A 24867-nucleotide genomic window follows, 5' to 3' on the forward strand; every position below is an offset into this window, starting at 1 on the left:
ACGTTGTCGGTAAGCAAATTTGGACATACTAACTGCAGGGCTTTATAGAAAGTAGGGGAGAAATATGGGCTATCCCAAGGAAGGAGAAACCATTCAAATTCACAGCTACAAGCATAACGGGCTGATTCATAGAATTTGGAATGAGACGACAATCTTAAAAAGTACAGAAATGTGTGTCATTGGAGCCAATGACCGGACGATGGTTACCGAATCAGACGGACGGACATGGATAACCAGAGAGCCCGCAATCTGTTATTTTCACGCAAGACAATGGTTTAATGTCATCGGGATGCTGAGGGAAGACGGGGTTCATTACTATTGTAATATCAGTTCTCCTTTTGCCTATGATGGCGAAGCAATTAAATATATTGATTATGACTTAGATGTTAAGGTTTTTCCTGACATGACCTATAATATTCTCGATGAAGACGAATATGATGATCATCGGAAAGCCATGAATTATCCAAAAGAAATCGACAGTATTTTAAGAGACTACTTAAACACGCTGCTCCATTGGATTCACCAGCGCCAAGGACCGTTTGCGCCCGAGTTTGTCGATATGTGGTATGAACGGTTTTTGCGCTATACAAAATAAAGTTACGTAAAAACCTGTTGCGGGGTACAACAGGTTTTTCACATGGGCTCACACACATCATGATAAAGAGAGAGGGGGAATCAACGTGGGGGTTATGAAACGCTACATGCAATTCGTCAAACCTTATAAGAAGCAAATTTTCGTTACTGTGTTAATCGGGATTGTCAAATTCTCCATTCCGCTTGCTCTCCCATTGCTTCTGAAGTACGTAGTTGACGACATTATTCAAGGAGGCGGCACGGCCAGTGACAAAACAACGTCATTGTTCACCATTATGGCGATTATGTTCGCCTTATTTTTAATTTTGCGCCCGCCTGTTGAATACTATCGGCAATATTTTGCCCAGTGGACCGCCAGCAAGGTGCTCTACGATATAAGAGCCAAGCTGTTTGACCATATACAGAAACTGAGCCTTCGTTTTTATGCGAATACGAGAACAGGGGAAGTCATTTCCCGAGTGATCAATGATGTGGAACAAACAAAGGATTTTGTCATTACTGGCCTGATGAATATCTGGCTCGATATGCTGACGATTTTGATTGTAATCTCTATCATGCTCACACTAGACGTTAAATTAACATTGATCTCTATCGTTTTATTCCCATTATACGGCATATCAGTGAAGTATTTTTACGGCCGTTTAAGAAAGCTGACTAGGGAGCGCTCGCAGGCGCTCGCTCAAGTGCAGGGACATTTGCACGAACGCATTCAAGGCATGCCTGTTATCAGAAGCTTTGCAATCGAAGATCATGAACAGGATCATTTCAATGAGAAAAACAGCCATTTCTTAGATAAAGCCATCAGCCACACGAATTGGAATGCCAAAACCTTTGCAGTCGTCAATACCATTACAGATTTGGCGCCGCTCATCGTGATTGCGTGCGCTGGCTATTTTGTCATTAATGGACCGCTGACTGTCGGAACAATGGTCGCGTTTGTCGGATATATCGACAGAATGTACAATCCTGTTAGAAGGCTGATTAATTCCTCTACAACATTGACACAGTCAATCGCATCAATGGACAGGGTGTTTGAATTTATTGACGAGCCATATGAACTCACTGACAAACCAAATGCCATTAAGGCCGGCCAAATTCGCGGTGAAGTGGAATTTCAAAATGTTTCGTTTCAATATGAAAAGGAAAAAGAAAACATTCTTCATGACGTCTCTTTAAAAGTGAATAGAGGGGAAACTGTAGCTCTCGTTGGCATGAGCGGAGGAGGCAAGTCAACACTCGTCAGCCTGATTCCGAGATTTTATGACGTGACAAGCGGCAGGCTGCTGATTGACGGGACAGATATTCGCGATTATGAAGCGAGAAGCCTTCGCAATCAGGTTGGCATGGTGCTTCAGGATACCTTTTTATTCAGCGAAACGATTCGGGAAAATATTGCAATCGGCCAACCTGGTGCCACGCTTGAGGAGATTATCGAAGCCGCCAAAGCTGCCAATGCCCATGAATTTATTATGGGTTTTCCAGAAGGGTATGAGACCCGGGTGGGGGAAAGAGGCGTTAAGCTGTCAGGCGGGCAAAAACAGCGCATCTCAATCGCGCGGGTTTTTCTGAAGAATCCGCCGCTCCTCATTTTGGATGAAGCGACTTCAGCTCTTGATCTGGAAAGCGAGCATTACATTCAAGAAGCAATGGACAAACTGGCAAAGGACAGAACAACCTTTGTTGTCGCCCACCGCTTATCGACCATCACACATGCGGATAAGATTGTTGTTATGGAAAACGGCACAATCACCGAAACTGGAACCCATCATGAACTGATGGAATATGACAGCCAGTACAAGCACTTATTTACCATTCAAAATTTGAGCTGAACATCAATCTTATATCCTTTCTGCAAAGGATATAAGATTTTTTTTATGAAAAAAACCCGGCTGTTCAACCGGGTTACTCTTCTGTCTCTATTTCGCAGTCTTTCGGATGATACGTTTGAAAACTTGTGATCAGAGTTTCTAAATGTTCAAGCTGATCACGATATTCTACGGCGCTTGCCATAATACTGAGCATATTGTAATCGATTAGCTCATCATCTGTGTTCTGCTGATTTTTTAAAAATGACTTTGTTAAGAGCTGTTTATATTGAATGCCTTCTTCATCTGCGTCATCATGCTGCTTGATTTTTCCGACAAACCGCATCAAAATCAGTTCATGCCAGTATAGCAGGTAATCAAGTTCTTCAGTCAGTGTTTCTTGAAACTCTTCAGGCATATGGTAGATGTCGTTTTCCAGGCGATGCAGCTTTTTCAATGTATCAAGCGCCCTGTTTGCAGTGATAATTGCCTGCCTGAATAGGACAAGCTTTCTTGATTTCACATAAGTCGTTTTTTTAAAATAACTTCTTTCTTCTTTATATAGAAGATATGTCTGATCAAGCTTGATCATTTTTTCTTTCAGTTTTTCAATATCCTCTTTCAAAATCGAATGCTCTGTGGACTGCCTCATGCTCAGCCTGATCCATTTCATAATTTCCTCTGTGTTTTCCACTGTATTATGAATCAGCTTTGTTTCGTACTTAGGAGGCAAAAACACCAGATTGACGATAAAAGAAGAAAGCACCCCTAAGATGACTGTGCTTGTTCTGACCAGCGCGAACATTAAAAAGTCGTCACCGGCGGATTCTAAAATCGCGATAACTGTTACAAGTGCAATCGAAATGGTATGTTCAATTTTAAGCTTCAGCATAATTGTAATGACAATAACTGCTGTCAACCCGATCATAATCGGGCTGGGTCCAAAAATAAGGCCGAACACTGTAGCGATCACAGCTCCGATAATATTTGCCTGAACCTGATCAATAATAATAAGAAAAGAGCGGTAAATCGACGGCTGAATCGCAAATATCGCTGCAATCCCAGCGAAAATCGGCGCGGGAAGCCCGATCCACGAAGCCAGATAGAGGGCAAGTGTAATCGCAATCCCGGTTTTGAAAATGCGGGCACCAAGTTTCATTGGTTTGTGCGTGCATTCCTTTCTATAGTAAATTGTATGACATAGCAAATGCTAATCCTTAAAATTCCCGGTCAGTTGATTTGCTAAACAACTAAGTAATATACAGGGATCGATACAAATATTCAAGCTATTTTTCGAGAAATAGACCAAAATCTTACACGCTGTTCGAATGAATAAAAAAACAGGAGCTTTCTGCTCCTGTCAAAGGTGTCTGATACTAGTTTTTAAGATGTTTAAAAGCATCCTCTACCGCTGCAAGCGTGTCTTTAATATCTTGCTCTGTATGTGCTGTTGTAATAAACCAAGCTTCATATTTAGATGGTGCTAAATTAACGCCGCGTTCCAGCATCAGTTTGAAGAATCTGGCGAATGTTTCTCCGTCACTGCGTTCTGCCTGCTCGTAATTTTCGATCTTTTCATCAGAGAAATAAACCGTGAGTGCGCCTTTTAAGCGGTTGACAGTAATCGTGATGCCGTGTGTTTCTGCATGCTGTAAAATGCCTTCCTCCAGCATAGCGCCAAGGTGATCAAGCTTTTCATATACGCCTTCCTCCTTAAGCACCTCCAGACAAGCGATGCCAGATAGGATGGAAGCGGGATTGCCTGCCATTGTACCAGCCTGGTAAGCCGGCCCAAGCGGAGCCACCTGCTCCATGATTTCTTTTTTGCCGCCATAGGCACCGATCGGAAGACCGCCGCCGATAATTTTTCCGAGTGCTGTTAAATCCGGTTTCACCTGCAGGAGATCCTGCGCGCCGCCGTACATAAAGCGGAAAGCCGTAATGACTTCATCGTAAATTACAAGAGCGCCCGCATCGTGTGTCAGTTCATTTACTTTTTCCAAGAAGCCCTCTTTCGGTTCAACAATTCCGAAGTTGCCGACAATCGGCTCAACGAGAACCGCCGCGATTTCACTGCCCCATTTATCAAGAGCCGCTTTATAGCTTTCAATATCATTAAATGGAACGGTGATGACTTCGTTTGCGATGCTTTTCGGTACACCGGCCGAGTCGGGTGTGCCGAGAGTTGACGGACCAGAACCGGCTGCGACAAGAACAAGATCCGAATGTCCATGATAACAGCCTGCAAATTTAATGATTTTGGTCCGTCCTGTATATGCGCGAGCCACACGGATGGTCGTCATAACTGCTTCTGTCCCCGAATTGACGAATCTTACTTTGTCCATAGCAGGAATGGCTTCTTTAAGCATCTTTGCAAATGTAACCTCATGTTTCGTCGGTGTACCATATAAAACACCATTCTCTGCCGCTTTTTTAATCGCTTCTGTAATATGAGGGTGGGCATGTCCGGTAATAATCGGACCGTACGCCGCTAAATAATCGATGTATTTGTTGCCATCCACATCCCAAAAATAAGCGCCGTTTGCTTTTTCCATTGCGACGGGAGAACCGCCGCCGACCGCTTTATATGATCTAGACGGGCTGTTTACACCGCCGACAATGTGCGTTAATGCCTCATTGTGAAGTTCAATTGATTTTGTATGCAAGAATAAAAACCTCCTATATGTACATGCCTCCTTTCTATTGTAGCATGCTTCCGTACAAGAACAATGGATTCGGGCTCAAGACGCAAGGGGCGACGGTTGTAATCTGGACAAGAATTGGATACGCTTAATAAAAAGACATCCGGAGGTAAAGAAAATGACGATAGAAATCGGACAAAAAGCGCCTGATCTTGAGTTAAAAGGCGATCAGGGGGAAACAGTAACGTTAGCGGATTATAAAGGGAAGTACATTGTGCTTTACTTTTATCCAAAAGACATGACACCGGGATGCACAACCGAAGCATGCGATTTTCGGGACAGCCACGAAAGCTTCGAGGAATTGGATGCGGTCATTATCGGGGTCAGCCCGGATAGCCAGGAAAAACACGGAAAATTTAAAGAGAAGCATAACCTTCCATTTCTGCTTCTTGTTGATGATGAACACAAGCTGGCGGAAGCATTTGATGTTTGGAAGCTGAAGAAAAACTTCGGAAAAGAATATATGGGAATTGAGCGCTCTACATTTTTGATTGACAAGGAAGGCCGGCTCGTTAAAGAATGGAGAAAGGTAAAAGTAAAAGACCATGTAGCCGAAGCGCTTCAGACACTCAAAGAGATGTCGGAAAAGTAAATATGTCTATCAATTTCAAATGATGTGCTTACTTTTGCCCTGATATCAATTGACAAATTATCGTAAAAAGAGTTACACTAATTATAAACATTACAATGTAAGAATTTTTTTTAGAAGAGAGGTGCATGACGGATGGCTGCACATGAACTAAAAGAAGCCTTAGAAACGTTGAAGGAAACCGGAGTTCGCATTACTCCTCAACGTCATGCGATTCTGGAATATCTCGTTAACTCTATGGCTCACCCAACAGCGGACGATATATATAAAGCTCTGGAAGGGAAGTTCCCTAACATGAGCGTAGCGACGGTATATAACAATTTGCGTGTATTTCGGGAATCCGGTTTGGTAAAAGAGCTCACATACGGTGATGCTTCCAGCAGATTCGATTTTGTCACATCCGATCACTATCACGCAATCTGTGAAAACTGCGGCAAAATTGTGGACTTCCACTACCCGGGCCTTGACGAAGTGGAGCAGCTTGCTGCCCATGTGACGGGCTTTAAAGTAAGCCACCACCGTTTAGAAATTTACGGCGTCTGCCAAGAGTGTTCAAAAAAAGAAAACCATTAAAAATAAGCTGGCCGCACGAAACGGTCAGCTTATTTTATTTGGACATTTTCTTTTTATTATAAGACTCATCAAATTCTTTTCCTTCTAAGCCCTTATCTAAAGTCAGCGGCTCTCTGCAATGCATGCACATGTCTACTCTTCCCAAAACCTTTGTCTCTTTTTCACAGCCCGGACATATGACGCGGACCGCTTTGGTCGAAAGCATACCGATCCAAAAGTAAACAGCCGTGCTGAGCCCGATGGATAAAAGCCCAAGTATCATAAACAAACTAGATAGCAAAACTGAATCCTTGAAAAAGATCCCGATGTACATAATGACAAACCCAACGAAAACCAAACTTAACGCAAATGTTCTGATTTTATTAATTTTGCTGGAGTATTTCGCCATGTCCATCCCCCTCTGACTTTAACTATAGCACAAACCCAATGGGATTTTCTTCATCTTTTCGATTGAACTGGAATTTACATATGGAGACTTATAGTGAAATTGTTTATAATAGTTCAATGTGTTTAGAATAAAAGGAATTTCGTTATAACCATAGAATTGAATCAAGTAGAGATAAAAAAATTGAACAATTGCATTGGAGGAATAGTGATGGATAATCTTCTCCGTCCAATTTACCAAGAAAGAGCAAGTCATCCCAACACATTAGCTGTCATTATGATTGAGAGAAGAAACAGAACATCTTCCTTAACAGATAACTTTGATGCCGCTTTGCTGGTGATTGTAAAGGAGGCTGACGAGCCTGTTTTTATAAAGCATTATGAATTTGATCAAAAAACAGCTTCTTTGCATGTGGTAACGGATTCTCAGATTAAAGAATGGATTTTGCTCGGGACAAATAGAAGAATCATAGATTGGATTGTAAATGGAAAAGTCATGTTTGACCGTAATGAATACATTGCCGAGCTGATTGACAGGCTGAATACATTTCCGTTTGCTGAGCGCAAACTGAAGATCGGACTTGAATACGGCAAATTAATCAGAAGATATATTGAAGGAAAAGCTTTTTTTGAAGCCAATCAATTTTTAGATGCCTACAACGCGGTTGTTCATGCGCTCCATCATTTAGCGCGTATAGAAGTAATCGACAGGGGATTCCATCCGGAAACCACGGTATGGAGCCAAGTGCGCCAGATGGAGCCGCAAGTGTACAAATTATATTCCGAGCTGATTGAAAGTCACGAGAGCTTAGAGAAAAGACTCGAATTATTATTCTTAGCAAATGATTTTCTCATCCATTCTAAATCTGATATCGGGTCGGCACATCTTTTCGAGGTGATGAAAGAAAAAGACATTTGGCAATTCGGTGAGCTTCTTCAGCATCCTGACTTAAAGCACTTTACCCAAGACCTTGGCGTTATGCTTGATTACCTAACGGACAAGGGACTGATTAACGTCTGCCAGATAGAAACGAAAGGACAGGCTGTCTATCACCGAGGATATTTTTTCGAAAAAGATGTTGACTCTGATTCTTGACCGTGTTATATTATTAAACGTCGCTGATGCGCTACTGAAAAATAAGCTCACAGCGGCGGGGAAATAAAACAAAAAACATTTGACAAAAGAAAGTCGAAATGTTATATTAATAAAGTCGCTTGAACAAGAAGTGAAAATGATCTTTGAAAACTAAACAAGACAAAACGCACCTGTTAATTCATTTTTTTATAAATCGCACAGCGATGTGCGTAGTCAGGGGCCTGCACGATGCAGGTCATGCAGATGTTGTCACAGGATGTGACGAACTTAATCTGCGCTCCATTACTTTATGGAGAGTTTGATCCTGGCTCAGGACGAACGCTGGCGGCGTGCCTAATACATGCAAGTCGAGCGGACAGATGGGAGCTTGCTCCCTGATGTTAGCGGCGGACGGGTGAGTAACACGTGGGTAACCTGCCTGTAAGACTGGGATAACTCCGGGAAACCGGGGCTAATACCGGATGCTTGTTTGAACCGCATGGTTCAAACATAAAAGGTGGCTTCGGCTACCACTTACAGATGGACCCGCGGCGCATTAGCTAGTTGGTGAGGTAATGGCTCACCAAGGCAACGATGCGTAGCCGACCTGAGAGGGTGATCGGCCACACTGGGACTGAGACACGGCCCAGACTCCTACGGGAGGCAGCAGTAGGGAATCTTCCGCAATGGACGAAAGTCTGACGGAGCAACGCCGCGTGAGTGATGAAGGTTTTCGGATCGTAAAGCTCTGTTGTTAGGGAAGAACAAGTGCCGTTCGAATAGGGCGGCACCTTGACGGTACCTAACCAGAAAGCCACGGCTAACTACGTGCCAGCAGCCGCGGTAATACGTAGGTGGCAAGCGTTGTCCGGAATTATTGGGCGTAAAGGGCTCGCAGGCGGTTTTTTAAGTCTGATGTGAAAGCCCCCGGCTCAACCGGGGAGGGTCATTGGAAACTGGGGAACTTGAGTGCAGAAGAGGAGAGTGGAATTCCACGTGTAGCGGTGAAATGCGTAGAGATGTGGAGGAACACCAGTGGCGAAGGCGACTCTCTGGTCTGTAACTGACGCTGAGGAGCGAAAGCGTGGGGAGCGAACAGGATTAGATACCCTGGTAGTCCACGCCGTAAACGATGAGTGCTAAGTGTTAGGGGGTTTCCGCCCCTTAGTGCTGCAGCTAACGCATTAAGCACTCCGCCTGGGGAGTACGGTCGCAAGACTGAAACTCAAAGGAATTGACGGGGGCCCGCACAAGCGGTGGAGCATGTGGTTTAATTCGAAGCAACGCGAAGAACCTTACCAGGTCTTGACATCCTCTGACAACCCTAGAGATAGGACGTCCCCTTCGGGGGCAGAGTGACAGGTGGTGCATGGTTGTCGTCAGCTCGTGTCGTGAGATGTTGGGTTAAGTCCCGCAACGAGCGCAACCCTTGATCTTAGTTGCCAGCATTCAGTTGGGCACTCTAAGGTGACTGCCGGTGACAAACCGGAGGAAGGTGGGGATGACGTCAAATCATCATGCCCCTTATGACCTGGGCTACACACGTGCTACAATGGACAGAACAAAGGGCAGCGAAACCGCGAGGTTAAGCCAATCCCACAAATCTGTTCTCAGTTCGGATCGCAGTCTGCAACTCGACTGCGTGAAGCTGGAATCGCTAGTAATCGCGGATCAGCATGCCGCGGTGAATACGTTCCCGGGCCTTGTACACACCGCCCGTCACACCACGAGAGTTTGTAACACCCGAAGTCGGTGAGGTAACCTTTTAGGAGCCAGCCGCCGAAGGTGGGACAGATGATTGGGGTGAAGTCGTAACAAGGTAGCCGTATCGGAAGGTGCGGCTGGATCACCTCCTTTCTAAGGATATATTACGGAATATAAGACCTTGGGTCTTATAAACAGAACGTTCCCTGTCTTGTTTAGTTTTGAAGGATCATTCCTTCAGACATAGGAGCACCTGCTAAATGCGCCACATCGTGTGGCAACGCATGTGTTAGCATGTCCTATGCGTTGTTCTTTGAAAACTAGATAACAGTAGACATCACATTCAATTAGTAAGACAAGATATCACATAGTGATTCTTTTTAACGGTTAAGTTAGAAAGGGCGCACGGTGGATGCCTTGGCACTAGGAGCCGATGAAGGACGGGACGAACACCGATATGCTTCGGGGAGCTGTAAGCAAGCTTTGATCCGGAGATTTCCGAATGGGGAAACCCACCACTCGTAATGGAGTGGTATCCATATCTGAATTCATAGGATATGAGAAGGCAGACCCGGGGAACTGAAACATCTAAGTACCCGGAGGAAGAGAAAGCAAATGCGATTCCCTGAGTAGCGGCGAGCGAAACGGGATTAGCCCAAACCAAGAGGCTTGCCTCTTGGGGTTGTAGGACACTCTATACGGAGTTACAAAGGAACGAGGTAGATGAAGAGGTCTGGAAAGGCCCGCCATAGGAGGTAACAGCCCTGTAGTCAAAACTTCGTTCTCTCCTGAGTGGATCCTGAGTACGGCGGAACACGTGAAATTCCGTCGGAATCCGGGAGGACCATCTCCCAAGGCTAAATACTCCCTAGTGACCGATAGTGAACCAGTACCGTGAGGGAAAGGTGAAAAGCACCCCGGAAGGGGAGTGAAAGAGATCCTGAAACCGTGTGCCTACAAGTAGTCAGAGCCCGTTAACGGGTGATGGCGTGCCTTTTGTAGAATGAACCGGCGAGTTACGATCCCGTGCAAGGTTAAGCAGAAGATGCGGAGCCGCAGCGAAAGCGAGTCTGAATAGGGCGCATGAGTACGTGGTCGTAGACCCGAAACCAGGTGATCTACCCATGTCCAGGGTGAAGTTCAGGTAACACTGAATGGAGGCCCGAACCCACGCACGTTGAAAAGTGCGGGGATGAGGTGTGGGTAGGGGTGAAATGCCAATCGAACCTGGAGATAGCTGGTTCTCTCCGAAATAGCTTTAGGGCTAGCCTCAAGGTAAGAGTCTTGGAGGTAGAGCACTGATTGGACTAGGGGCCCCTACCGGGTTACCGAATTCAGTCAAACTCCGAATGCCAATGACTTATCCTTGGGAGTCAGACTGCGAGTGATAAGATCCGTAGTCGAAAGGGAAACAGCCCAGACCGCCAGCTAAGGTCCCAAAGTATACGTTAAGTGGAAAAGGATGTGGAGTTGCTTAGACAACCAGGATGTTGGCTTAGAAGCAGCCACCATTTAAAGAGTGCGTAATAGCTCACTGGTCGAGTGACTCTGCGCCGAAAATGTACCGGGGCTAAACGTATCACCGAAGCTGCGGACTGTTCTTCGAACAGTGGTAGGAGAGCGTTCTAAGGGCTGTGAAGCCAGACCGGAAGGACTGGTGGAGCGCTTAGAAGTGAGAATGCCGGTATGAGTAGCGAAAGAGGGGTGAGAATCCCCTCCACCGAATGCCTAAGGTTTCCTGAGGAAGGCTCGTCCGCTCAGGGTTAGTCGGGACCTAAGCCGAGGCCGAAAGGCGTAGGCGATGGACAACAGGTTGATATTCCTGTACCACCTCCTCACCATTTGAGCAATGGGGGGACGCAGGAGGATAGGGTAAGCGCGGTATTGGATATCCGCGTCCAAGCAGTTAGGCTGGGAAATAGGCAAATCCGTTTCCCATAAGGCTGAGCTGTGATGGCGAGCGAAATATAGTAGCGAAGTTCCTGATTCCACACTGCCAAGAAAAGCCTCTAGCGAGGTGAGAGGTGCCCGTACCGCAAACCGACACAGGTAGGCGAGGAGAGAATCCTAAGGTGATCGAGAGAACTCTCGTTAAGGAACTCGGCAAAATGACCCCGTAACTTCGGGAGAAGGGGTGCTCTGTTAGGGTGCAAGCCCGAGAGAGCCGCAGTGAATAGGCCCAGGCGACTGTTTAGCAAAAACACAGGTCTCTGCGAAGCCGTAAGGCGAAGTATAGGGGCTGACGCCTGCCCGGTGCTGGAAGGTTAAGAGGAGCGCTTAGCGTAAGCGAAGGTGCGAATTGAAGCCCCAGTAAACGGCGGCCGTAACTATAACGGTCCTAAGGTAGCGAAATTCCTTGTCGGGTAAGTTCCGACCCGCACGAAAGGCGCAACGATCTGGGCACTGTCTCAACGAGAGACTCGGTGAAATTATAGTACCTGTGAAGATGCAGGTTACCCGCGACAGGACGGAAAGACCCCGTGGAGCTTTACTGCAGCCTGATATTGAATGTTGGTACAGCTTGTACAGGATAGGTAGGAGCCTTGGAAACCGGAGCGCCAGCTTCGGTGGAGGCATCGGTGGGATACTACCCTGGCTGTATTGACCTTCTAACCCGCCGCCCTTATCGGGCGGGGAGACAGTGTCAGGTGGGCAGTTTGACTGGGGCGGTCGCCTCCTAAAAGGTAACGGAGGCGCCCAAAGGTTCCCTCAGAATGGTTGGAAATCATTCGCAGAGTGTAAAGGCACAAGGGAGCTTGACTGCGAGACCTACAAGTCGAGCAGGGACGAAAGTCGGGCTTAGTGATCCGGTGGTTCCGCATGGAAGGGCCATCGCTCAACGGATAAAAGCTACCCCGGGGATAACAGGCTTATCTCCCCCAAGAGTCCACATCGACGGGGAGGTTTGGCACCTCGATGTCGGCTCATCGCATCCTGGGGCTGTAGTCGGTCCCAAGGGTTGGGCTGTTCGCCCATTAAAGCGGTACGCGAGCTGGGTTCAGAACGTCGTGAGACAGTTCGGTCCCTATCCGTCGCGGGCGCAGGAAATTTGAGAGGAGCTGTCCTTAGTACGAGAGGACCGGGATGGACGCACCGCTGGTGTACCAGTTGTTCTGCCAAGGGCATCGCTGGGTAGCTATGTGCGGACGGGATAAGTGCTGAAAGCATCTAAGCATGAAGCCCCCCTCAAGATGAGATTTCCCATTCCGCAAGGAAGTAAGATCCCTGAAAGATGATCAGGTTGATAGGTCTGAGGTGGAAGTGTGGCGACACATGGAGCTGACAGATACTAATCGATCGAGGACTTAACTACATTTTGATTGATGTCACATCTGTTATCTAGTTTTGAGAGAATAAGTTTTTTCAAAAAAACACTTGATTTTCTCAAGGACACATAGTATAATGTTAAATGTCACTGAAATTGTCTGGTGATGATGGCGAAGAGGTCACACCCGTTCCCATGCCGAACACGGAAGTTAAGCTCTTCAGCGCCGATGGTAGTCGGGGGATTCCCCCTGTGAGAGTAGGACATCGCCAGGCAGACTTCATTCCGCAGTAGCTCAGTGGTAGAGCTATCGGCTGTTAACCGATCGGTCGTAGGTTCGAATCCTACCTGCGGAGCCATTATTGGAGAGCTGTCCGAGTGGTCGAAGGAGCACGATTGGAAATCGTGTAGGCGGTCAACTCCGTCTCAAGGGTTCGAATCCCTTGCTCTCCGCCACTGATATTTATACATAATTACATTTAAAAGTCTGGGCCCGTTGGTCAAGCGGTTAAGACACCGCCCTTTCACGGCGGTAACACGGGTTCGAATCCCGTACGGGTCATTATATGATGGAGGATTAGCTCAGCTGGGAGAGCATCTGCCTTACAAGCAGAGGGTCGGCGGTTCGAGCCCGTCATCCTCCACCATTATCATCGCGGGGTGGAGCAGTTCGGTAGCTCGTCGGGCTCATAACCCGAAGGTCGCAGGTTCAAATCCTGCCCCCGCAACCAAAATATATGAATAAAATAAGGCGTGCCCGAAGGGTACAACCAAAATAATTCATTTTAATATGGTCCGGTAGTTCAGTTGGTTAGAATGCCTGCCTGTCACGCAGGAGGTCGCGGGTTCGAGTCCCGTCCGGACCGCCATTTAAATAATAAGGCTCGGTAGCTCAGTTGGTAGAGCAACGGACTGAAAATCCGTGTGTCGGCGGTTCGATTCCGTCCCGAGCCACCACCTATGCCGGTGTAGCTCAATTGGTAGAGCAACTGACTTGTAATCAGTAGGTTGGGGGTTCAAGTCCTCTTGCCGGCACTGTTTTTCAAAACTTAATGTGGAGGGGTAGCGAAGTGGCTAAACGCGGCGGACTGTAAATCCGCTCCCTCAGGGTTCGGCAGTTCGAATCTGCCCCCCTCCACCATTTATAGGGGCATAGTTTAACGGTAGAACAGAGGTCTCCAAAACCTCCGGTGTGGGTTCGATTCCTACTGCCCCTGCCAAATTTATGACATCTTGAGATTATGGCGGTTGTGGCGAAGTGGTTAACGCACCAGATTGTGGCTCTGGCACTCGTGGGTTCGATTCCCATCAATCGCCCCATATTATCATTGGGCTATAGCCAAGCGGTAAGGCAACGGACTTTGACTCCGTCATGCGTTGGTTCGAATCCAGCTAGCCCAGTCTCACTTTTTTATATCTATTGCATATCATGTATTAAGTCCCTTAAGATGCGGAAGTAGTTCAGTGGTAGAACACCACCTTGCCAAGGTGGGGGTCGCGGGTTCGAATCCCGTCTTCCGCTCCAATTATGGCGGCATAGCCAAGTGGTAAGGCAGAGGTCTGCAAAACCTTTATCCCCGGTTCGAATCCGGGTGTCGCCTTTCTTTTGCCGGGGTGGTGGAATTGGCAGACACACAGGACTTAAAATCCTGCGGTAGGTGACTACCGTGCCGGTTCAAGTCCGGCCCTCGGCACCAATTTTACTTACATGATAAGTTGAATTGGTGTTTGTGTTCTATATTGATAACTAATCATATTAATGATCTACACAAGTAGATCATTTTTTTATTGCTTTGATTTCATTTATCATTAGCAGCTAAGTTCCGGTAAATGATCATAAAGCTGCTTGGGTCTTTGAACCTTTATATTTAGCTAAGCCCTAAATACTTTTTTATTTTATATTTCCAAAAAAACTTTTTTGAAATACGTTGACACTTTATATAATCCATGATATATTTATATTCGTCGGTTGGATACGACGTAAAACTTGCCGGTGTGGCGGAATTGGCAGACGCGCACGACTCAAAATCGTGTTCCTTCTGGAGTGTCGGTTCGACCCCGACCACCGGTATACTGAAAACCCGTTTCTTAAATAGAAACGGGTTTTTTTATTTGATCTAAGAAAGGAGCCAAGCTTATTTGAGCTCCTTTTTCTAATTTACTCAGCGTATTGGTCTATGATCTCTTTTAACACCTCTTCAAGACCTTCTACATCTTCAAGCTCTGATTGGCTGAAGCGGACACGTACGAGCTGTTCTCCGTCATTGTACATCTCTTCCAGCCACCCTCGCAGTCCTCTTGCTCTGCGGTCGACTTCGAAAATAATGTCTAAACCGTTTTCGTCTAAAAGGAAAATAAGCTCTAACTCATCAAGCATCTGACGATAGTAACCTGATGTTGGAACGAACTCAAATTCTTGAACAAATGGAAGTCTGCGCTGGAAGTAAGGCGCTTGTTCGCAGTCTGCTTCATGAAGGCGGAAGCCAAGGTTTTCGATTGCTTCCAGTACATTTTCAATCCAAGGGTGTGCCTCAACGAAAATGCGGTCATGGTCGGATTTATCGATACCACCTTCGATATCAAGGTCTGTCACCATGGCGACTTCTACTTTTCCTACAGTAATCGGGGTATCAAGTGGAAGAATGAATGAGAACGGAAATTGATGCTCTTCTCCAGGCTGAATGGTGAATGAACCAGTGACCCGGAAAGAATGAATTGTAGCGTATTTTCGATGCTCTTCATCATCTTTTACAATGACGTACCGTGTATTAAGCTGTACGTCAATAAAGCGGATGTCCTGAGCGATTTTTCCGCCTTTGACATGAACAGTTCCCCGTACTTTTTCTCCTGGATAATAGGCGTCTTGCTCTAAAATTGTATCTACTTTTGCAGCACCGATTCCGGCACTTGCTGCAAGCTTCTTGAAAAATGACATGTTAGATCTTCCCCTTTTTCTTTTTCTCAACAGATATACGTAAGAAGAAGGAAAAAAGATTCGTTTGATTCATACTTTTTTCCTATTATTTGTCCTGCCTAGGGACAGACTAAGAATAATATTGAAAGCAAAGGAGCGGATTGGAATGAACAAAGAAAGTATGGTTGCTGATGAATTACACAGAATGTTTTTGGCCGGTGAGCTGCAAATCACGGTAGAAGAGGATATAAACCATATTTCCGAAAGGCTGAGAAACGGCGATCTCAGTTTAGATCGATTAAGCGGTGAAGATGTGTTTATCAAAGAAACGGTAAACGAGGCTTTACGAAGAGTGGAGCAATAAAAGGGAGAGGCGGGATCTGAAAGATGAGGTCCCGTCTTTTTTGTGATACAGATATATTTTTATCTAGAACTGTAACGAATTGATCGTGCAGCGCTGTTCTGAGGCTAGGGATTGCGTTTTCTAAATGTGACTGAAATTAAAAATTGGGCTGAGACCTCGTTCAAAGGCTTATCTCCCCGTTCTTCAGAAGATTTATTTTCTAGGTCGTCCTGTTAAGAAAATATGTAGCCTTGTCATGCTATAATGAATAACAAGTTTTGTCGGGGGTGGGATGATGAAACAGATTATTGCGATGGGCGGCGGGGGTTTTTCGATGGAACCGGACAATTTGTCTCTCGATCAATATATCATCAATCAAACGAAACGGAAGTCACCTCGCATTTGTTTTTTGCCGACGGCGAGCGGTGATTCACAAAACTATGTCCAGCGGTTTTATCATGCATTTCAAACAATGGACTGTGTACCGTCTCATCTATCCTTATTTAAGCCGCCATCAACAGATATACTTTCTTTTGTTATGGAACAGGACGTGATCTATGTTGGCGGGGGAAATACGCGGAATATGCTTGTGCTATGGAAGGAGTGGGGGCTGGATCTTATTCTCAGAGAGGCGTGGAAGAGCGGTGTGGTTTTAGCTGGATTAAGTGCCGGTGCGATGTGCTGGTTTGAAGAAGGGGTGACGGATTCAGCCGGGCCGCTGACAAGTATGAAAAGTTTAGGCTTTTTGCATGGAAGCTTTTGTCCTCATTATGACAGTGAGAAGGAGCGGCGGCCGATATTCCATCAGCTGATATGTAATGGTTTCTTGGGTGATGGTTATGCGGCGGATGATGGAGCGGCTCTCCATTTTATAAATGATCAGCTGTTTCAGACAGTGAGCTCAAGGCCGGGTGCAAAGGCATATCGGGTGACGGTGGTTGAACATGAAATCTTTGAAACCCCGCTGCCGGTAAAATATCTGGGGTGAATTAGCTGAATATGATCTATATTTCTCTTTTTTTTCGGGTTGGTTTTATGTTAAGATGAGTGCGAAATTAATAGTTACTGGGGGTGCCCGTTTTCGGGCTGAGAGAGAAGGTAAGCTTCTTAACCCTTTGGACCTGATCTGGTTCGTACCAGCGTGGGGAAGTAGAGAAATTGTTTTTATTATTGCCGTCCTGGGCGATAATATGTTTCTTTCTGACTGTAACCGGGTTCATTCTTTGAATCCGGTTTTTTGTGCTGGTAATGAGCTTGATTTTGTCCTTTCAAACGAAGAGAGGGGAAGGATCAGTGATGCAAAACGATTCAGTGCAGCAAGCCAACATTTCGATTATGTCGAGTTTTTCAGGGAGCAAGAAAGTATACGTGGAGGGTTCCTCTACGGACATCCAAGTGCCAATGAGGGAAATTGCCTTAAGTCCGACGACAGGAGCGTTCGGCGAAGAAGAAAACGCGCCTGTTCGTGTCTATGATACAAGCGGACCGTATACGGACCCTGAGGTGGCCATTCATATTCAAGAAGGATTAAGGCCGCTTCGCCAAAAATGGATCACGGAGCGCGGCGATGTTGAAGAATATGAAGGACGGGATGTCAAACCAGAAGATAACGGTTATAAAAAAGCAAATCCAAACGTAAGTTATCCGGGACTAAAGCGGAAACCGCTGCGGGCGAAAGCGGGCCAAAACGTCACGCAAATGCACTATGCCAAAAAAGGAATCATTACACCTGAGATGGAGTTTATCGCAATCCGCGAGCATGTGTCTCCCGAATTTGTCAGAGATGAGGTAGCAAGCGGCCGGGCGATCATTCCTTCAAATATTAATCATCCCGAGAGTGAACCGATGATTATCGGCCGGAATTTTCATGTGAAGATTAATGCGAATATTGGGAATTCGGCGGTTACGTCATCCATTGAAGAAGAAGTGGAAAAAATGACGTGGGCTATCCGCTGGGGAGCGGATACGATGATGGATCTATCTACCGGAAAAGATATTCATACGACGCGTGAATGGATTATCCGCAATTGCCCTGTGCCTGTAGGGACGGTTCCAATTTATCAGGCGCTTGAAAAAGTAAACGGCGTAGCGGAGGATCTAACGTGGGAGATTTATCGTGACACGCTGATCGAGCAGGCTGAACAGGGAGTGGATTATTTTACGATCCACGCGGGTGTTTTGCTGCGGTATGTGCCGTTAACAGCCAAACGGACGACGGGAATCGTATCACGCGGGGGAGCGATTATGGCACAATGGTGTCTGGCTCATCATCAGGAAAGCTTTCTCTATACCCATTTTGAAGAGATCTGTGAGATTATGAAAACGTATGACATTGCTTTTTCTCTGGGAGACGGGCTTCGACCCGGATCAATCGCTGACGCCAATGATGAAGCGCAGTTTGCTGAATTAGAGACACTTGGGGAGCTGACGCAAATTGCCTGGAAGCATGATGTTCAGGTGATGATTGAGGGACCTGGGCATGTGCCGATGCATAAAATCAAAGAGAACGTCGATAAACAAATGGACATCTGCAAAGAAGCGCCTTTTTACACCTTGGGGCCGCTGACAACAGATATAGCGCCGGGCTATGACCATATTACTTCAGCGATCGGAGCGGCAATGATCGGCTGGTATGGGACAGCAATGCTTTGTTATGTAACGCCGAAGGAGCATTTGGGGCTGCCAAACCGTGATGATGTTCGTGAAGGAGTCATTACATATAAAATTGCTGCGCACGCCGCAGACCTTGCAAAAGGGCATCCCGGAGCGCAAATACGTGATGACGCTTTATCGAAAGCTCGCTTTGAATTTCGCTGGCGAGATCAGTTTCATCTATCTCTTGATCCGGAAAGAGCGCTTGAATACCATGATGAGACCTTGCCGGCAGAAGGAGCGAAAACAGCTCATTTCTGTTCAATGTGCGGACCGAAGTTTTGCAGCATGAGAATTTCTCAGGATATCCGTGACTATGCGAAGGACAAAGAGCTGAGCGAATGGGATGCTATTGAAGAGGGGATGAAAGAAAAAGCCGAAGAATTTGTAAATCAAGGCAGCCAGCTTTACAAATAAAAGATTGACTGCGAACGTATTCTCTTTGGGCACCGAAGGCTCTTATCTTTTAGATAAGGGCTTTTTTGTTTGAAAGCAAACGATAGAGTGTGATGCTCATATGGAGGACATACGAAGTGCGCAAATAAAAAACCCGCTATGTACAGCGGGTTTTTGCAATTCTATTAATAATTTTATTTGATTTTTAATCCAAGACCTTCAGCTACGCGTGTTCCGTATTCAGGATCCGCTTTGTAGAAATGCTCGATTTGGCGAAGTTTGATTTCTTCAATTTCTACCGGCTTCATGGCGTTAACGATATTTTCAACAAGGCGGGCACGCTCATCCTCGCTCATTAAACGGTAGAGGTCACCGGCTTGTGTGTAGTGATCGTTGTGATCATAGCTTACGCTGTCAGCGATTCCTTCTACCGGATATGCTGCTTGTTTATCCTCCGGTGACTCTTTCGGACCGCCGAAGCTGTTTGGCTCGTAATATACAGATCCGCCGCCGTTATTGTCAAAGCGCATTTGTCCGTCACGCTGATAATTGTTCACTTCGTTGCGTGCGCGGTTAATTGGCAGTGCTTGATGGTTTGCACCGACACGGTAGCGGTGTGCATCATGATAAGCAAACAGCCGGCCTTGAAGCATTTTATCAGGAGAAACATCAATGCCAGGCACGAGTGTTCCGGGCGAGAATGTCGCTTGTTCTACTTCTGCAAAGTAGTTTTCAGGATTTCTGTCGAGAACCATACGTCCGACCTCGATTAATGGATAGTCTTTTTGAGACCAAACTTTTGTAACATCAAACGGGTCAAAGCGATACGTATTGGCATCTTCTAAAGGCATGATTTGCACATATAGTTTCCATGCAGGGAAATCTCCGTTTTCGATCGCATTGAAAAGATCTTCTGTATGGTAATCAGGGTTTTCACCGGCAATTTTTGCCGCAGTATTGACGTCAAGGTTTTTCACGCCTTGTTCTGTTTTAAAGTGATATTTAATCCACACGCCTTCGCCTTCGGCATTTGTCCATTTGAATGTATGGCTTCCGAAGCCATGCATGTGGCGAAGTGTCGCAGGAATCCCGCGGTCAGACATCAGGATTGTCACTTGATGCAGTGATTCTGGTGAAAGTGACCAGAAATCCCAAACCGCTGTAGGGTTTTTTAAGTGTGTTTTTGGATCTCTTTTTTGTGTATGGATGAAATCAGGGAACTTAATCGCATCGCGGATGAAGAATACAGGTGTATTGTTCCCGACGATGTCGTAGTTTCCTTCTTCAGTATAAAATTTAACCGCAAATCCGCGCGGGTCGCGAACTGTATCAGCCGAGCCAAGTTCACCGGCAACGGTTGAGAAACGAATGAAGAGCGGTGTGCGTTTGCCGACCTCAGAAAGGAAAGCGGCTTTCGTGTATTTTGTGACATCATTTGTCACTTCAAAATATCCGTGAGCGCCTGCTCCTTTGGCATGTACAACACGTTCAGGAACACGTTCTCTGTTGAAATGGGCCAATTTTTCAAGTAAATGTACATCTTGAATTAAAGTTGGTCCGCGAGAACCGGCAGTCATTGAATTTTGGTTATCTCCAACCGGAGCGCCCCAGCTAGTTGTCAGTTTGTTTGAGCTCATATGATCACCTCTTAGAATTTATAAAAACATAATATCATCTCCAATAAAAAAGTCAATATTATTTTATAATTATTATAAAATAAATATCTCTATTAAGCGATATCTAGTATTGAAAATGCCGTTAAACCATTGTCATATCAACCTTTAAGGAAGGATGAAAAAAATTATGGGTTTGTTTTTTTCTTCTCTATTTGCGAAACAAGCAGAGTAAGTGATAAATAGGTTGCGGTTTTAGGAAAACACAGCCTCTAAACATGGTATGCTATGTAAAGAAGGGAGCGGTTTTTCTGAAAACATTGATTAGCGCAACAATCATTTGCCTGCTCGCTATGCTGTCGGCATGCGAAGATACAAAACAAATGGAAATCAAAGAGGCGGATATGTCAGATCTCGAAAAAAACAGAATGGATGTTGCAGCCTCACAAACATTTACTGCCGAGGTTGCAAATATCAGCAATAGCATTTCTGGAGCCGAAATGTATATAGAGCATTATCAAAACGGAAAGCTTGCTGAGACCATTGGACCGGTAAGTGAAGACTACTCTGAGGAAAAACCCGATTCATTACAATTTGTTTACTTTGAGAATGAGGAGGGAGAAGGAAAGAATAAATTGACCACCGTTCATTTTGGGATTGTGGATAAACAAGGGAATATTGCGGCTGCTTCGTCGTTTCGGCGTGATGGCAGCACGGTACAGGAGATGACTCAGAATATTTCATCGGCTCAGCCGATTTCTTTTGAAAAACCTGTATTGATCGGCAGCAGTATAAAAAATTCCAAAGAAACCATGAGTACCTCTGACCATAAAAAAGACTTAATTAAATATCAAGATGCCTTGCTTTATTATGTCAAATTGCACGATTAAACACGGACGGCTTTTGGCCGTCTGTTTTGTAAAACAGTGTGCTTGCTTTTTTTGAATCATGCATGGTATATTTTAAATCGTAACGATTTCGATTTGCTTAATGGAGGAGGCTATATCTTGGCAAAAAAATCTAAAGTGGCAAAAGAGTTAAAACGCCAGCAGCTTGTTGAACAATACGCGGCTATAAGACGCGAGCTGAAAGAAAAAGGAGATTACGAGGCACTCAGCAAGCTGCCGAGAGATTCAGCACCGGGGAGGCTCCACAATCGCTGCATGGTAACGGGGCGCCCGAGAGGATATATGAGAAAGTTTAAAATATCCAGAATCTCTTTCAGGAATCTGGCCCATAAAGGCCAGATTCCCGGTGTGAAAAAATCGAGCTGGTAAGAAGAAGCTCCGGCCCATTACAGCGAGCCGGAGTTTTTTTCGTTTTTCTTGAAAGAGATGACATAGGATAGGTGCTGGATAATCATGATGATGAACACAATTATAATAGGGAAAAACGGAATACGTGATTGAAAAAGCGGATAAAAAATGAGAAGAACTGCTGCGGCAGGAAGCGAGAAGTAGACGGCGATATAGGATGCGCGGCATGCTTTTGCCGTCATCATCTGTTCTCTTTCATCCTGCTCTTCAAATTCATCAGGCAGAAGAAGCTGCTTTCTGGCAGGGCGGCTTTTCTTATGCAAGTACAAATAAACCGAAGCCGCCGCAACAAACAGAATAAAGGGAGTGAGGTTTAATTCAAACACCATTTCACCGCTCTTTGTACGGGAAAAGGCTGCTATGCCTTCCGAGGCTTTAAAGTATGATATCAACGTCCAGCATGCAAGGGCAAATAATACAAGTTGAAAAGCTGCTTTTGTTTTCATGCTCATCTTAGTTTTCCTCCTCTAACCAAAAGATATCCTCCATTTTCATGGAGAAGGCTTTACAGATTTTCAGTGCTAACAGCAGTGAGGGGACATAGTCGCCTTTTTCGATAGCCGCCACCGTTTGTCTTGTCACGCCGACTGTTTCTCCGAGTTTTTCCTGAGAATATCCCAACCGTGCCCTCAGCTCTTTTACTTTATTTTTCATCATGACGTCTGTCCCCTTCACAATCTCATTTGGTTATATTGTATAGTATACTTAACATTTTGTAAATGTGACTTAACATCTTTACAAAAAGAAGACATTTTTTCGACAAAATTTTTATATTCCCTTGACGAAAAAACAATAAACATGTAATATAAAATAAGTCAGAGCGATACTGTTGCTGACAATCAAAAATGCGGGTGTAGTTTAGTGGTAAAACCTCAGCCTTCCAAGCTGATGTCGTGAGTTCGATTCTCATCACCCGCTCCATACATACGTTATTAACGCAGTGTTTCGTTTCTTAGATAAACGAGGTATTGCGTTTTTTTATGTAAAAAAGAACACTTTCACTGTGTTCTTTTACGTAAGCCAATGTACTGTATGGGTGCCGCCGTGAATTTGTTCAAACATTTTTGTTAATGATGATAAGAGTTTAACAGCGCTGCTTTTTTCAATGGAAGGCGGGAAAAAGATGATTTGCAGCATGTTCTTGGTCTCGTTAGTAACGGGAAAGCGATTGACGCTGTTTTTAAAATCGCCGAATATGCCGTTTTCATCAGAGAAATGCAGGATGTTTTCTTTTTCTCCCAATGAGATTCGGACTTGCTCATGAAGCTTGCCGGCATCATAAATCATAATGGGCAGAGAATATTTTAATGCGAAAAAATCGGTGGTGTCATGGGCTGAATCCTTGCTTTCTTTGAATTGTTCTTTAGATATTGGGATCAGCATGTCCTCCATTGGTGTTGTTTCTCCCTCAAATGCAGGGGTCAGCTTTTTAAAGAGTTCCTGCCATTCCTTGACGAAGGGGGCATCAGATATTCCGCCGTCCGCATAATCGAAAAACAGGGATTCTTGAAATAGGCGAAGCCTGCCTTTCAGCATTTGCGGTGAGGAGCCGACCTCGATATTCTCATAAATTACAGCTGCCGCATGTAAGCCGGCCGCACGTTCAGTAATAACAGAATCTAGTTTAATATTCACAAGCATTCACTCCAGATACGGGATATCAACCTATTATAAACGCTGTATCGTTTTATCACAAAGAAAGGAGGCTGTGCAAAACATGAACGTTTATCAGCTCAAAGAAGAATTAATTGAATATGCGAAAAGCATTGGCGTGGACAAGATTGGTTTTACGACCGCTGATACATTTGACAGTTTAAAAGACCGTTTGATTCTTCAAGAATCACTAGGCTATCTCTCCGGCTTTGAAGAGCCAGATATCGAGAAAAGGGTGACGCCCACGCTGCTTTTGCCGAAAGCGAAATCAATTGTGGCGATTGCCCTCGCATATCCTTCCAGAATGAAGGATGCGCCGAGAAGCACGAGAACGGAGCGCAGGGGCATTTTTTGCAGAGCTTCCTGGGGCAAAGACTATCACGATGTGCTGAGGGAAAAACTTGATCAGCTCGAGGAATTCTTGAGAAGCAAGCATGAGGATATCAGAACGAAGTCAATGGTCGATACTGGCGAATTATCTGATCGGGCCGTTGCAGAGCGGGCCGGCATCGGATTCAGTGCGAAAAACTGTATGATCACAACGCCTGAGTATGGCTCTTATGTATATTTGGCAGAAATGATTACCAATATACCTTTTGAGCCTGATGTGCCGATTGAAGATATGTGCGGATCCTGCACGAAATGTCTGGACGCCTGTCCGACGGGGGCACTGGTAAATCCGGGACAGCTGAATGCGCAGCGCTGCATCTCGTTTCTGACCCAGACGAAAGGATTCTTGCCTGATGAATTCCGGACAAAGATTGGAAATCGTCTGTACGGGTGCGATACGTGCCAAACGGTGTGTCCTCTTAATAAAGGGAAGGATTTTCATCTTCATCCGGAAATGGAGCCTGACCCTGAGATTGCCAAGCCGTTATTGAAGCCGCTTTTAACCATCAGCAACCGGGAATTTAAAGAGAAATTCGGGCATGTCTCGGGTTCTTGGCGAGGGAAGAAACCGATACAGCGAAACGCCATCCTCGCTCTTGCCCATTTTAAAGATGAGTCCGCGCTGCCTGAATTGACGGATTTGATGCATAAGGACCCGCGTCCTGTGATCAGAGGAACAGCTGCATGGGCGATCGGGAAAATCGGAGACCGCGCATACGTGGAAGAGCTTGAAAAAGCGCTGGAAAAAGAGAAGGATGAAGAGGCGAAGCTGGAAATTGAAAAAGGAATTGGATTGCTAAACGCTTCGGGCATGACTAAACAAGGCTTGTCCTGACATACGTATAGAACAGAAGGAAAAAACACTTGAGATGAGATGCATCCAAGTGTTTTTTCTCTAC

At 45.5% G+C, this 24867-nt stretch carries 19 protein-coding genes, 17 tRNA genes, 3 rRNA genes and 1 riboswitch; of the genes, 31 read left to right on the forward strand and 8 right to left on the reverse strand.

Translation table 11 applies throughout. The features are described from left to right. The first annotated feature begins 64 nt into the window (after positions 1 to 64). Together ntdP and M1D98_RS04580 are read left to right on the forward strand one after the other, a co-directional pair. Complete coding sequence (gene ntdP / locus M1D98_RS04575) at positions 65 to 595, forward strand: nucleoside tri-diphosphate phosphatase (protein ID WP_010331498.1); 531 nt, start codon at positions 65 to 67, stop codon at positions 593 to 595. An 85-nt stretch (positions 596 to 680) separates the two neighbouring features. Continuing rightward, positions 681 to 2423 carry an ABC transporter ATP-binding protein gene (locus tag M1D98_RS04580; RefSeq protein ID WP_010331497.1) on the forward strand — a complete coding sequence of 581 codons (1743 nt, stop codon included), beginning with the start codon at positions 681 to 683 and terminating at the stop codon, positions 2421 to 2423. Positions 2424 to 2496: 73 nt separating this feature from the next. On the opposite strand, the gene M1D98_RS04585 is transcribed toward M1D98_RS04580, so the two are convergent. Then, entirely contained in the window at positions 2497 to 3558 is a 1062-nt protein-coding gene (locus M1D98_RS04585; RefSeq protein WP_039076265.1) for an aromatic acid exporter family protein, read from the reverse strand. Positions 3559 to 3775: 217 nt separating this feature from the next. Continuing rightward, positions 3776 to 5065: a glutamate-1-semialdehyde 2,1-aminomutase gene (locus tag M1D98_RS04590; RefSeq protein WP_456280047.1), complete on the reverse strand. Its 1290-nt coding sequence runs from the start codon at positions 5063 to 5065 to the stop codon at positions 3776 to 3778. A 154-nt stretch (positions 5066 to 5219) separates the two neighbouring features. Here M1D98_RS04590 and bcp point away from each other — a divergent pair, with 154 nt between their 5' ends. Both bcp and perR read left to right on the forward strand, forming a co-directional pair. Continuing rightward, complete coding sequence (gene bcp, locus M1D98_RS04595; protein ID WP_121642186.1) at positions 5220 to 5693, forward strand: thioredoxin-dependent thiol peroxidase; 474 nt, start codon at positions 5220 to 5222, stop codon at positions 5691 to 5693. Positions 5694 to 5825: 132 nt separating this feature from the next. Continuing rightward, positions 5826 to 6263 (forward strand): peroxide-responsive transcriptional repressor PerR, encoded by a 438-nt coding sequence (gene perR, locus M1D98_RS04600; RefSeq protein WP_003223285.1) that lies wholly within the window; start codon positions 5826 to 5828, stop codon positions 6261 to 6263. A gap of 34 nt (positions 6264 to 6297) precedes the next feature. Here perR and M1D98_RS04605 read toward each other — a convergent pair whose 3' ends face one another. After that, positions 6298 to 6651 carry a YgzB family protein gene (locus tag M1D98_RS04605; protein WP_010331493.1) on the reverse strand — a complete coding sequence of 118 codons (354 nt, stop codon included), beginning with the start codon at positions 6649 to 6651 and terminating at the stop codon, positions 6298 to 6300. 207 nt (positions 6652 to 6858) lie between these two features. Between M1D98_RS04605 and M1D98_RS04610 the strand changes: the two genes are divergently transcribed. From M1D98_RS04610 to M1D98_RS04705, 20 genes are all read left to right on the forward strand, one after another. After that, positions 6859 to 7743 (forward strand): nucleotidyltransferase-like protein, encoded by an 885-nt coding sequence (locus tag M1D98_RS04610; protein ID WP_121642187.1) that lies wholly within the window; start codon positions 6859 to 6861, stop codon positions 7741 to 7743. 286 nt (positions 7744 to 8029) lie between these two features. After that, positions 8030 to 9579 (forward strand): 16S ribosomal RNA (locus M1D98_RS04615). A gap of 232 nt (positions 9580 to 9811) precedes the next feature. Beyond that, positions 9812 to 12739: ribosomal RNA gene (locus M1D98_RS04620) — 23S ribosomal RNA — on the forward strand. Positions 12740 to 12850: 111 nt separating this feature from the next. Beyond that, positions 12851 to 12966 (forward strand): 5S ribosomal RNA (gene rrf, locus M1D98_RS04625). Together the 16S, 23S and 5S rRNA genes with 16 tRNA genes alongside form the textbook arrangement of a ribosomal RNA operon. 9 nt (positions 12967 to 12975) lie before the next feature. Next, a tRNA-Asn gene (locus M1D98_RS04630) sits at positions 12976 to 13050 on the forward strand. A gap of 5 nt (positions 13051 to 13055) precedes the next feature. Continuing rightward, positions 13056 to 13147, forward strand: a tRNA-Ser gene (locus M1D98_RS04635). Between the two features lie 34 nt (positions 13148 to 13181). Beyond that, a tRNA-Glu gene (locus M1D98_RS04640) sits at positions 13182 to 13253 on the forward strand. 9 nt (positions 13254 to 13262) lie between these two features. Beyond that, positions 13263 to 13338, forward strand: a tRNA-Val gene (locus M1D98_RS04645). Positions 13339 to 13345: 7 nt separating this feature from the next. Next, a tRNA-Met gene (locus M1D98_RS04650) sits at positions 13346 to 13422 on the forward strand. A 61-nt stretch (positions 13423 to 13483) separates the two neighbouring features. Continuing rightward, positions 13484 to 13560 (forward strand) — tRNA-Asp (locus tag M1D98_RS04655). Positions 13561 to 13572: 12 nt separating this feature from the next. Then, positions 13573 to 13648 (forward strand) — tRNA-Phe (locus M1D98_RS04660). Between the two features lie 5 nt (positions 13649 to 13653). Next, positions 13654 to 13726 (forward strand) — tRNA-Thr (locus M1D98_RS04665). Positions 13727 to 13747: 21 nt separating this feature from the next. Beyond that, positions 13748 to 13832: transfer RNA gene (locus M1D98_RS04670), tRNA-Tyr, on the forward strand. 5 nt (positions 13833 to 13837) lie between these two features. Then, a tRNA-Trp gene (locus M1D98_RS04675) sits at positions 13838 to 13911 on the forward strand. Between the two features lie 24 nt (positions 13912 to 13935). Then, positions 13936 to 14011, forward strand: a tRNA-His gene (locus M1D98_RS04680). A 9-nt stretch (positions 14012 to 14020) separates the two neighbouring features. After that, a tRNA-Gln gene (locus tag M1D98_RS04685) sits at positions 14021 to 14092 on the forward strand. Between the two features lie 49 nt (positions 14093 to 14141). After that, positions 14142 to 14216, forward strand: a tRNA-Gly gene (locus M1D98_RS04690). A gap of 5 nt (positions 14217 to 14221) precedes the next feature. Further along, a tRNA-Cys gene (locus M1D98_RS04695) sits at positions 14222 to 14292 on the forward strand. A gap of 7 nt (positions 14293 to 14299) precedes the next feature. Beyond that, positions 14300 to 14388 (forward strand) — tRNA-Leu (locus M1D98_RS04700). A gap of 292 nt (positions 14389 to 14680) precedes the next feature. After that, positions 14681 to 14762: transfer RNA gene (locus M1D98_RS04705), tRNA-Leu, on the forward strand. 87 nt (positions 14763 to 14849) lie between these two features. Here M1D98_RS04705 and M1D98_RS04710 read toward each other — a convergent pair. Then, on the reverse strand, positions 14850 to 15626 hold the full coding sequence (locus tag M1D98_RS04710; protein ID WP_121642188.1) for a sporulation protein: 777 nt from the start codon (positions 15624 to 15626) through the stop codon (positions 14850 to 14852). 139 nt (positions 15627 to 15765) lie between these two features. Here M1D98_RS04710 and M1D98_RS04715 point away from each other — a divergent pair, with 139 nt between their 5' ends. The 3 genes from M1D98_RS04715 to thiC all read left to right on the forward strand — a co-directional run bounded on the left by M1D98_RS04715 (position 15766) and on the right by thiC (position 19017). Further along, positions 15766 to 15969: a hypothetical protein gene (locus M1D98_RS04715; RefSeq protein ID WP_026014409.1), complete on the forward strand. Its 204-nt coding sequence runs from the start codon at positions 15766 to 15768 to the stop codon at positions 15967 to 15969. Between the two features lie 274 nt (positions 15970 to 16243). After that, positions 16244 to 16936 (forward strand): Type 1 glutamine amidotransferase-like domain-containing protein, encoded by a 693-nt coding sequence (locus tag M1D98_RS04720; protein WP_268526085.1) that lies wholly within the window; start codon positions 16244 to 16246, stop codon positions 16934 to 16936. A 69-nt stretch (positions 16937 to 17005) separates the two neighbouring features. Next, positions 17006 to 17113, forward strand: a riboswitch (TPP riboswitch). A gap of 131 nt (positions 17114 to 17244) precedes the next feature. Further along, positions 17245 to 19017 (forward strand): phosphomethylpyrimidine synthase ThiC, encoded by a 1773-nt coding sequence (thiC, locus tag M1D98_RS04725; RefSeq protein WP_456280219.1) that lies wholly within the window; start codon positions 17245 to 17247, stop codon positions 19015 to 19017. A 173-nt stretch (positions 19018 to 19190) separates the two neighbouring features. Here the strand turns inward: thiC and katA are convergent, their stop codons facing one another. Further along, a complete protein-coding gene (gene katA, locus M1D98_RS04730; protein WP_010327729.1) occupies positions 19191 to 20633 on the reverse strand; it encodes a catalase KatA in 1443 nt (480 codons plus the stop codon). 329 nt (positions 20634 to 20962) lie between these two features. Here katA and M1D98_RS04735 point away from each other — a divergent pair, with 329 nt between their 5' ends. Continuing rightward, positions 20963 to 21499, forward strand: a complete 537-nt coding sequence (locus M1D98_RS04735; RefSeq protein WP_456280220.1) for a hypothetical protein — start codon at positions 20963 to 20965, stop codon at positions 21497 to 21499. Positions 21500 to 21616: 117 nt separating this feature from the next. Then, complete coding sequence (gene rpsN, locus M1D98_RS04740; RefSeq protein ID WP_456280048.1) at positions 21617 to 21886, forward strand: 30S ribosomal protein S14; 270 nt, start codon at positions 21617 to 21619, stop codon at positions 21884 to 21886. 17 nt (positions 21887 to 21903) lie between these two features. Here rpsN and M1D98_RS04745 read toward each other — a convergent pair whose 3' ends face one another. Together M1D98_RS04745 and M1D98_RS04750 are read right to left on the reverse strand one after the other, a co-directional pair. After that, positions 21904 to 22377 carry a hypothetical protein gene (locus M1D98_RS04745; RefSeq protein ID WP_010327732.1) on the reverse strand — a complete coding sequence of 158 codons (474 nt, stop codon included), beginning with the start codon at positions 22375 to 22377 and terminating at the stop codon, positions 21904 to 21906. A gap of 1 nt (position 22378) precedes the next feature. Beyond that, positions 22379 to 22579 (reverse strand): helix-turn-helix transcriptional regulator, encoded by a 201-nt coding sequence (locus tag M1D98_RS04750; protein ID WP_010327733.1) that lies wholly within the window; start codon positions 22577 to 22579, stop codon positions 22379 to 22381. A gap of 193 nt (positions 22580 to 22772) precedes the next feature. Between M1D98_RS04750 and M1D98_RS04755 the strand changes: the two genes are divergently transcribed. Further along, a tRNA-Gly gene (locus tag M1D98_RS04755) sits at positions 22773 to 22846 on the forward strand. A gap of 90 nt (positions 22847 to 22936) precedes the next feature. Here M1D98_RS04755 and M1D98_RS04760 read toward each other — a convergent pair. Further along, a complete protein-coding gene (locus tag M1D98_RS04760) occupies positions 22937 to 23560 on the reverse strand; it encodes a B3/B4 domain-containing protein (RefSeq protein WP_121642192.1) in 624 nt (207 codons plus the stop codon). Positions 23561 to 23642: 82 nt separating this feature from the next. On the opposite strand from M1D98_RS04760, the gene queG reads away from it, so the two are divergent. Continuing rightward, positions 23643 to 24803 (forward strand): tRNA epoxyqueuosine(34) reductase QueG, encoded by a 1161-nt coding sequence (queG, locus tag M1D98_RS04765; protein WP_456280049.1) that lies wholly within the window; start codon positions 23643 to 23645, stop codon positions 24801 to 24803. Positions 24804 to 24867: the final 64 nt, after the last annotated feature.

This window comes from Bacillus sp. K7 (genome assembly GCF_053903245.1).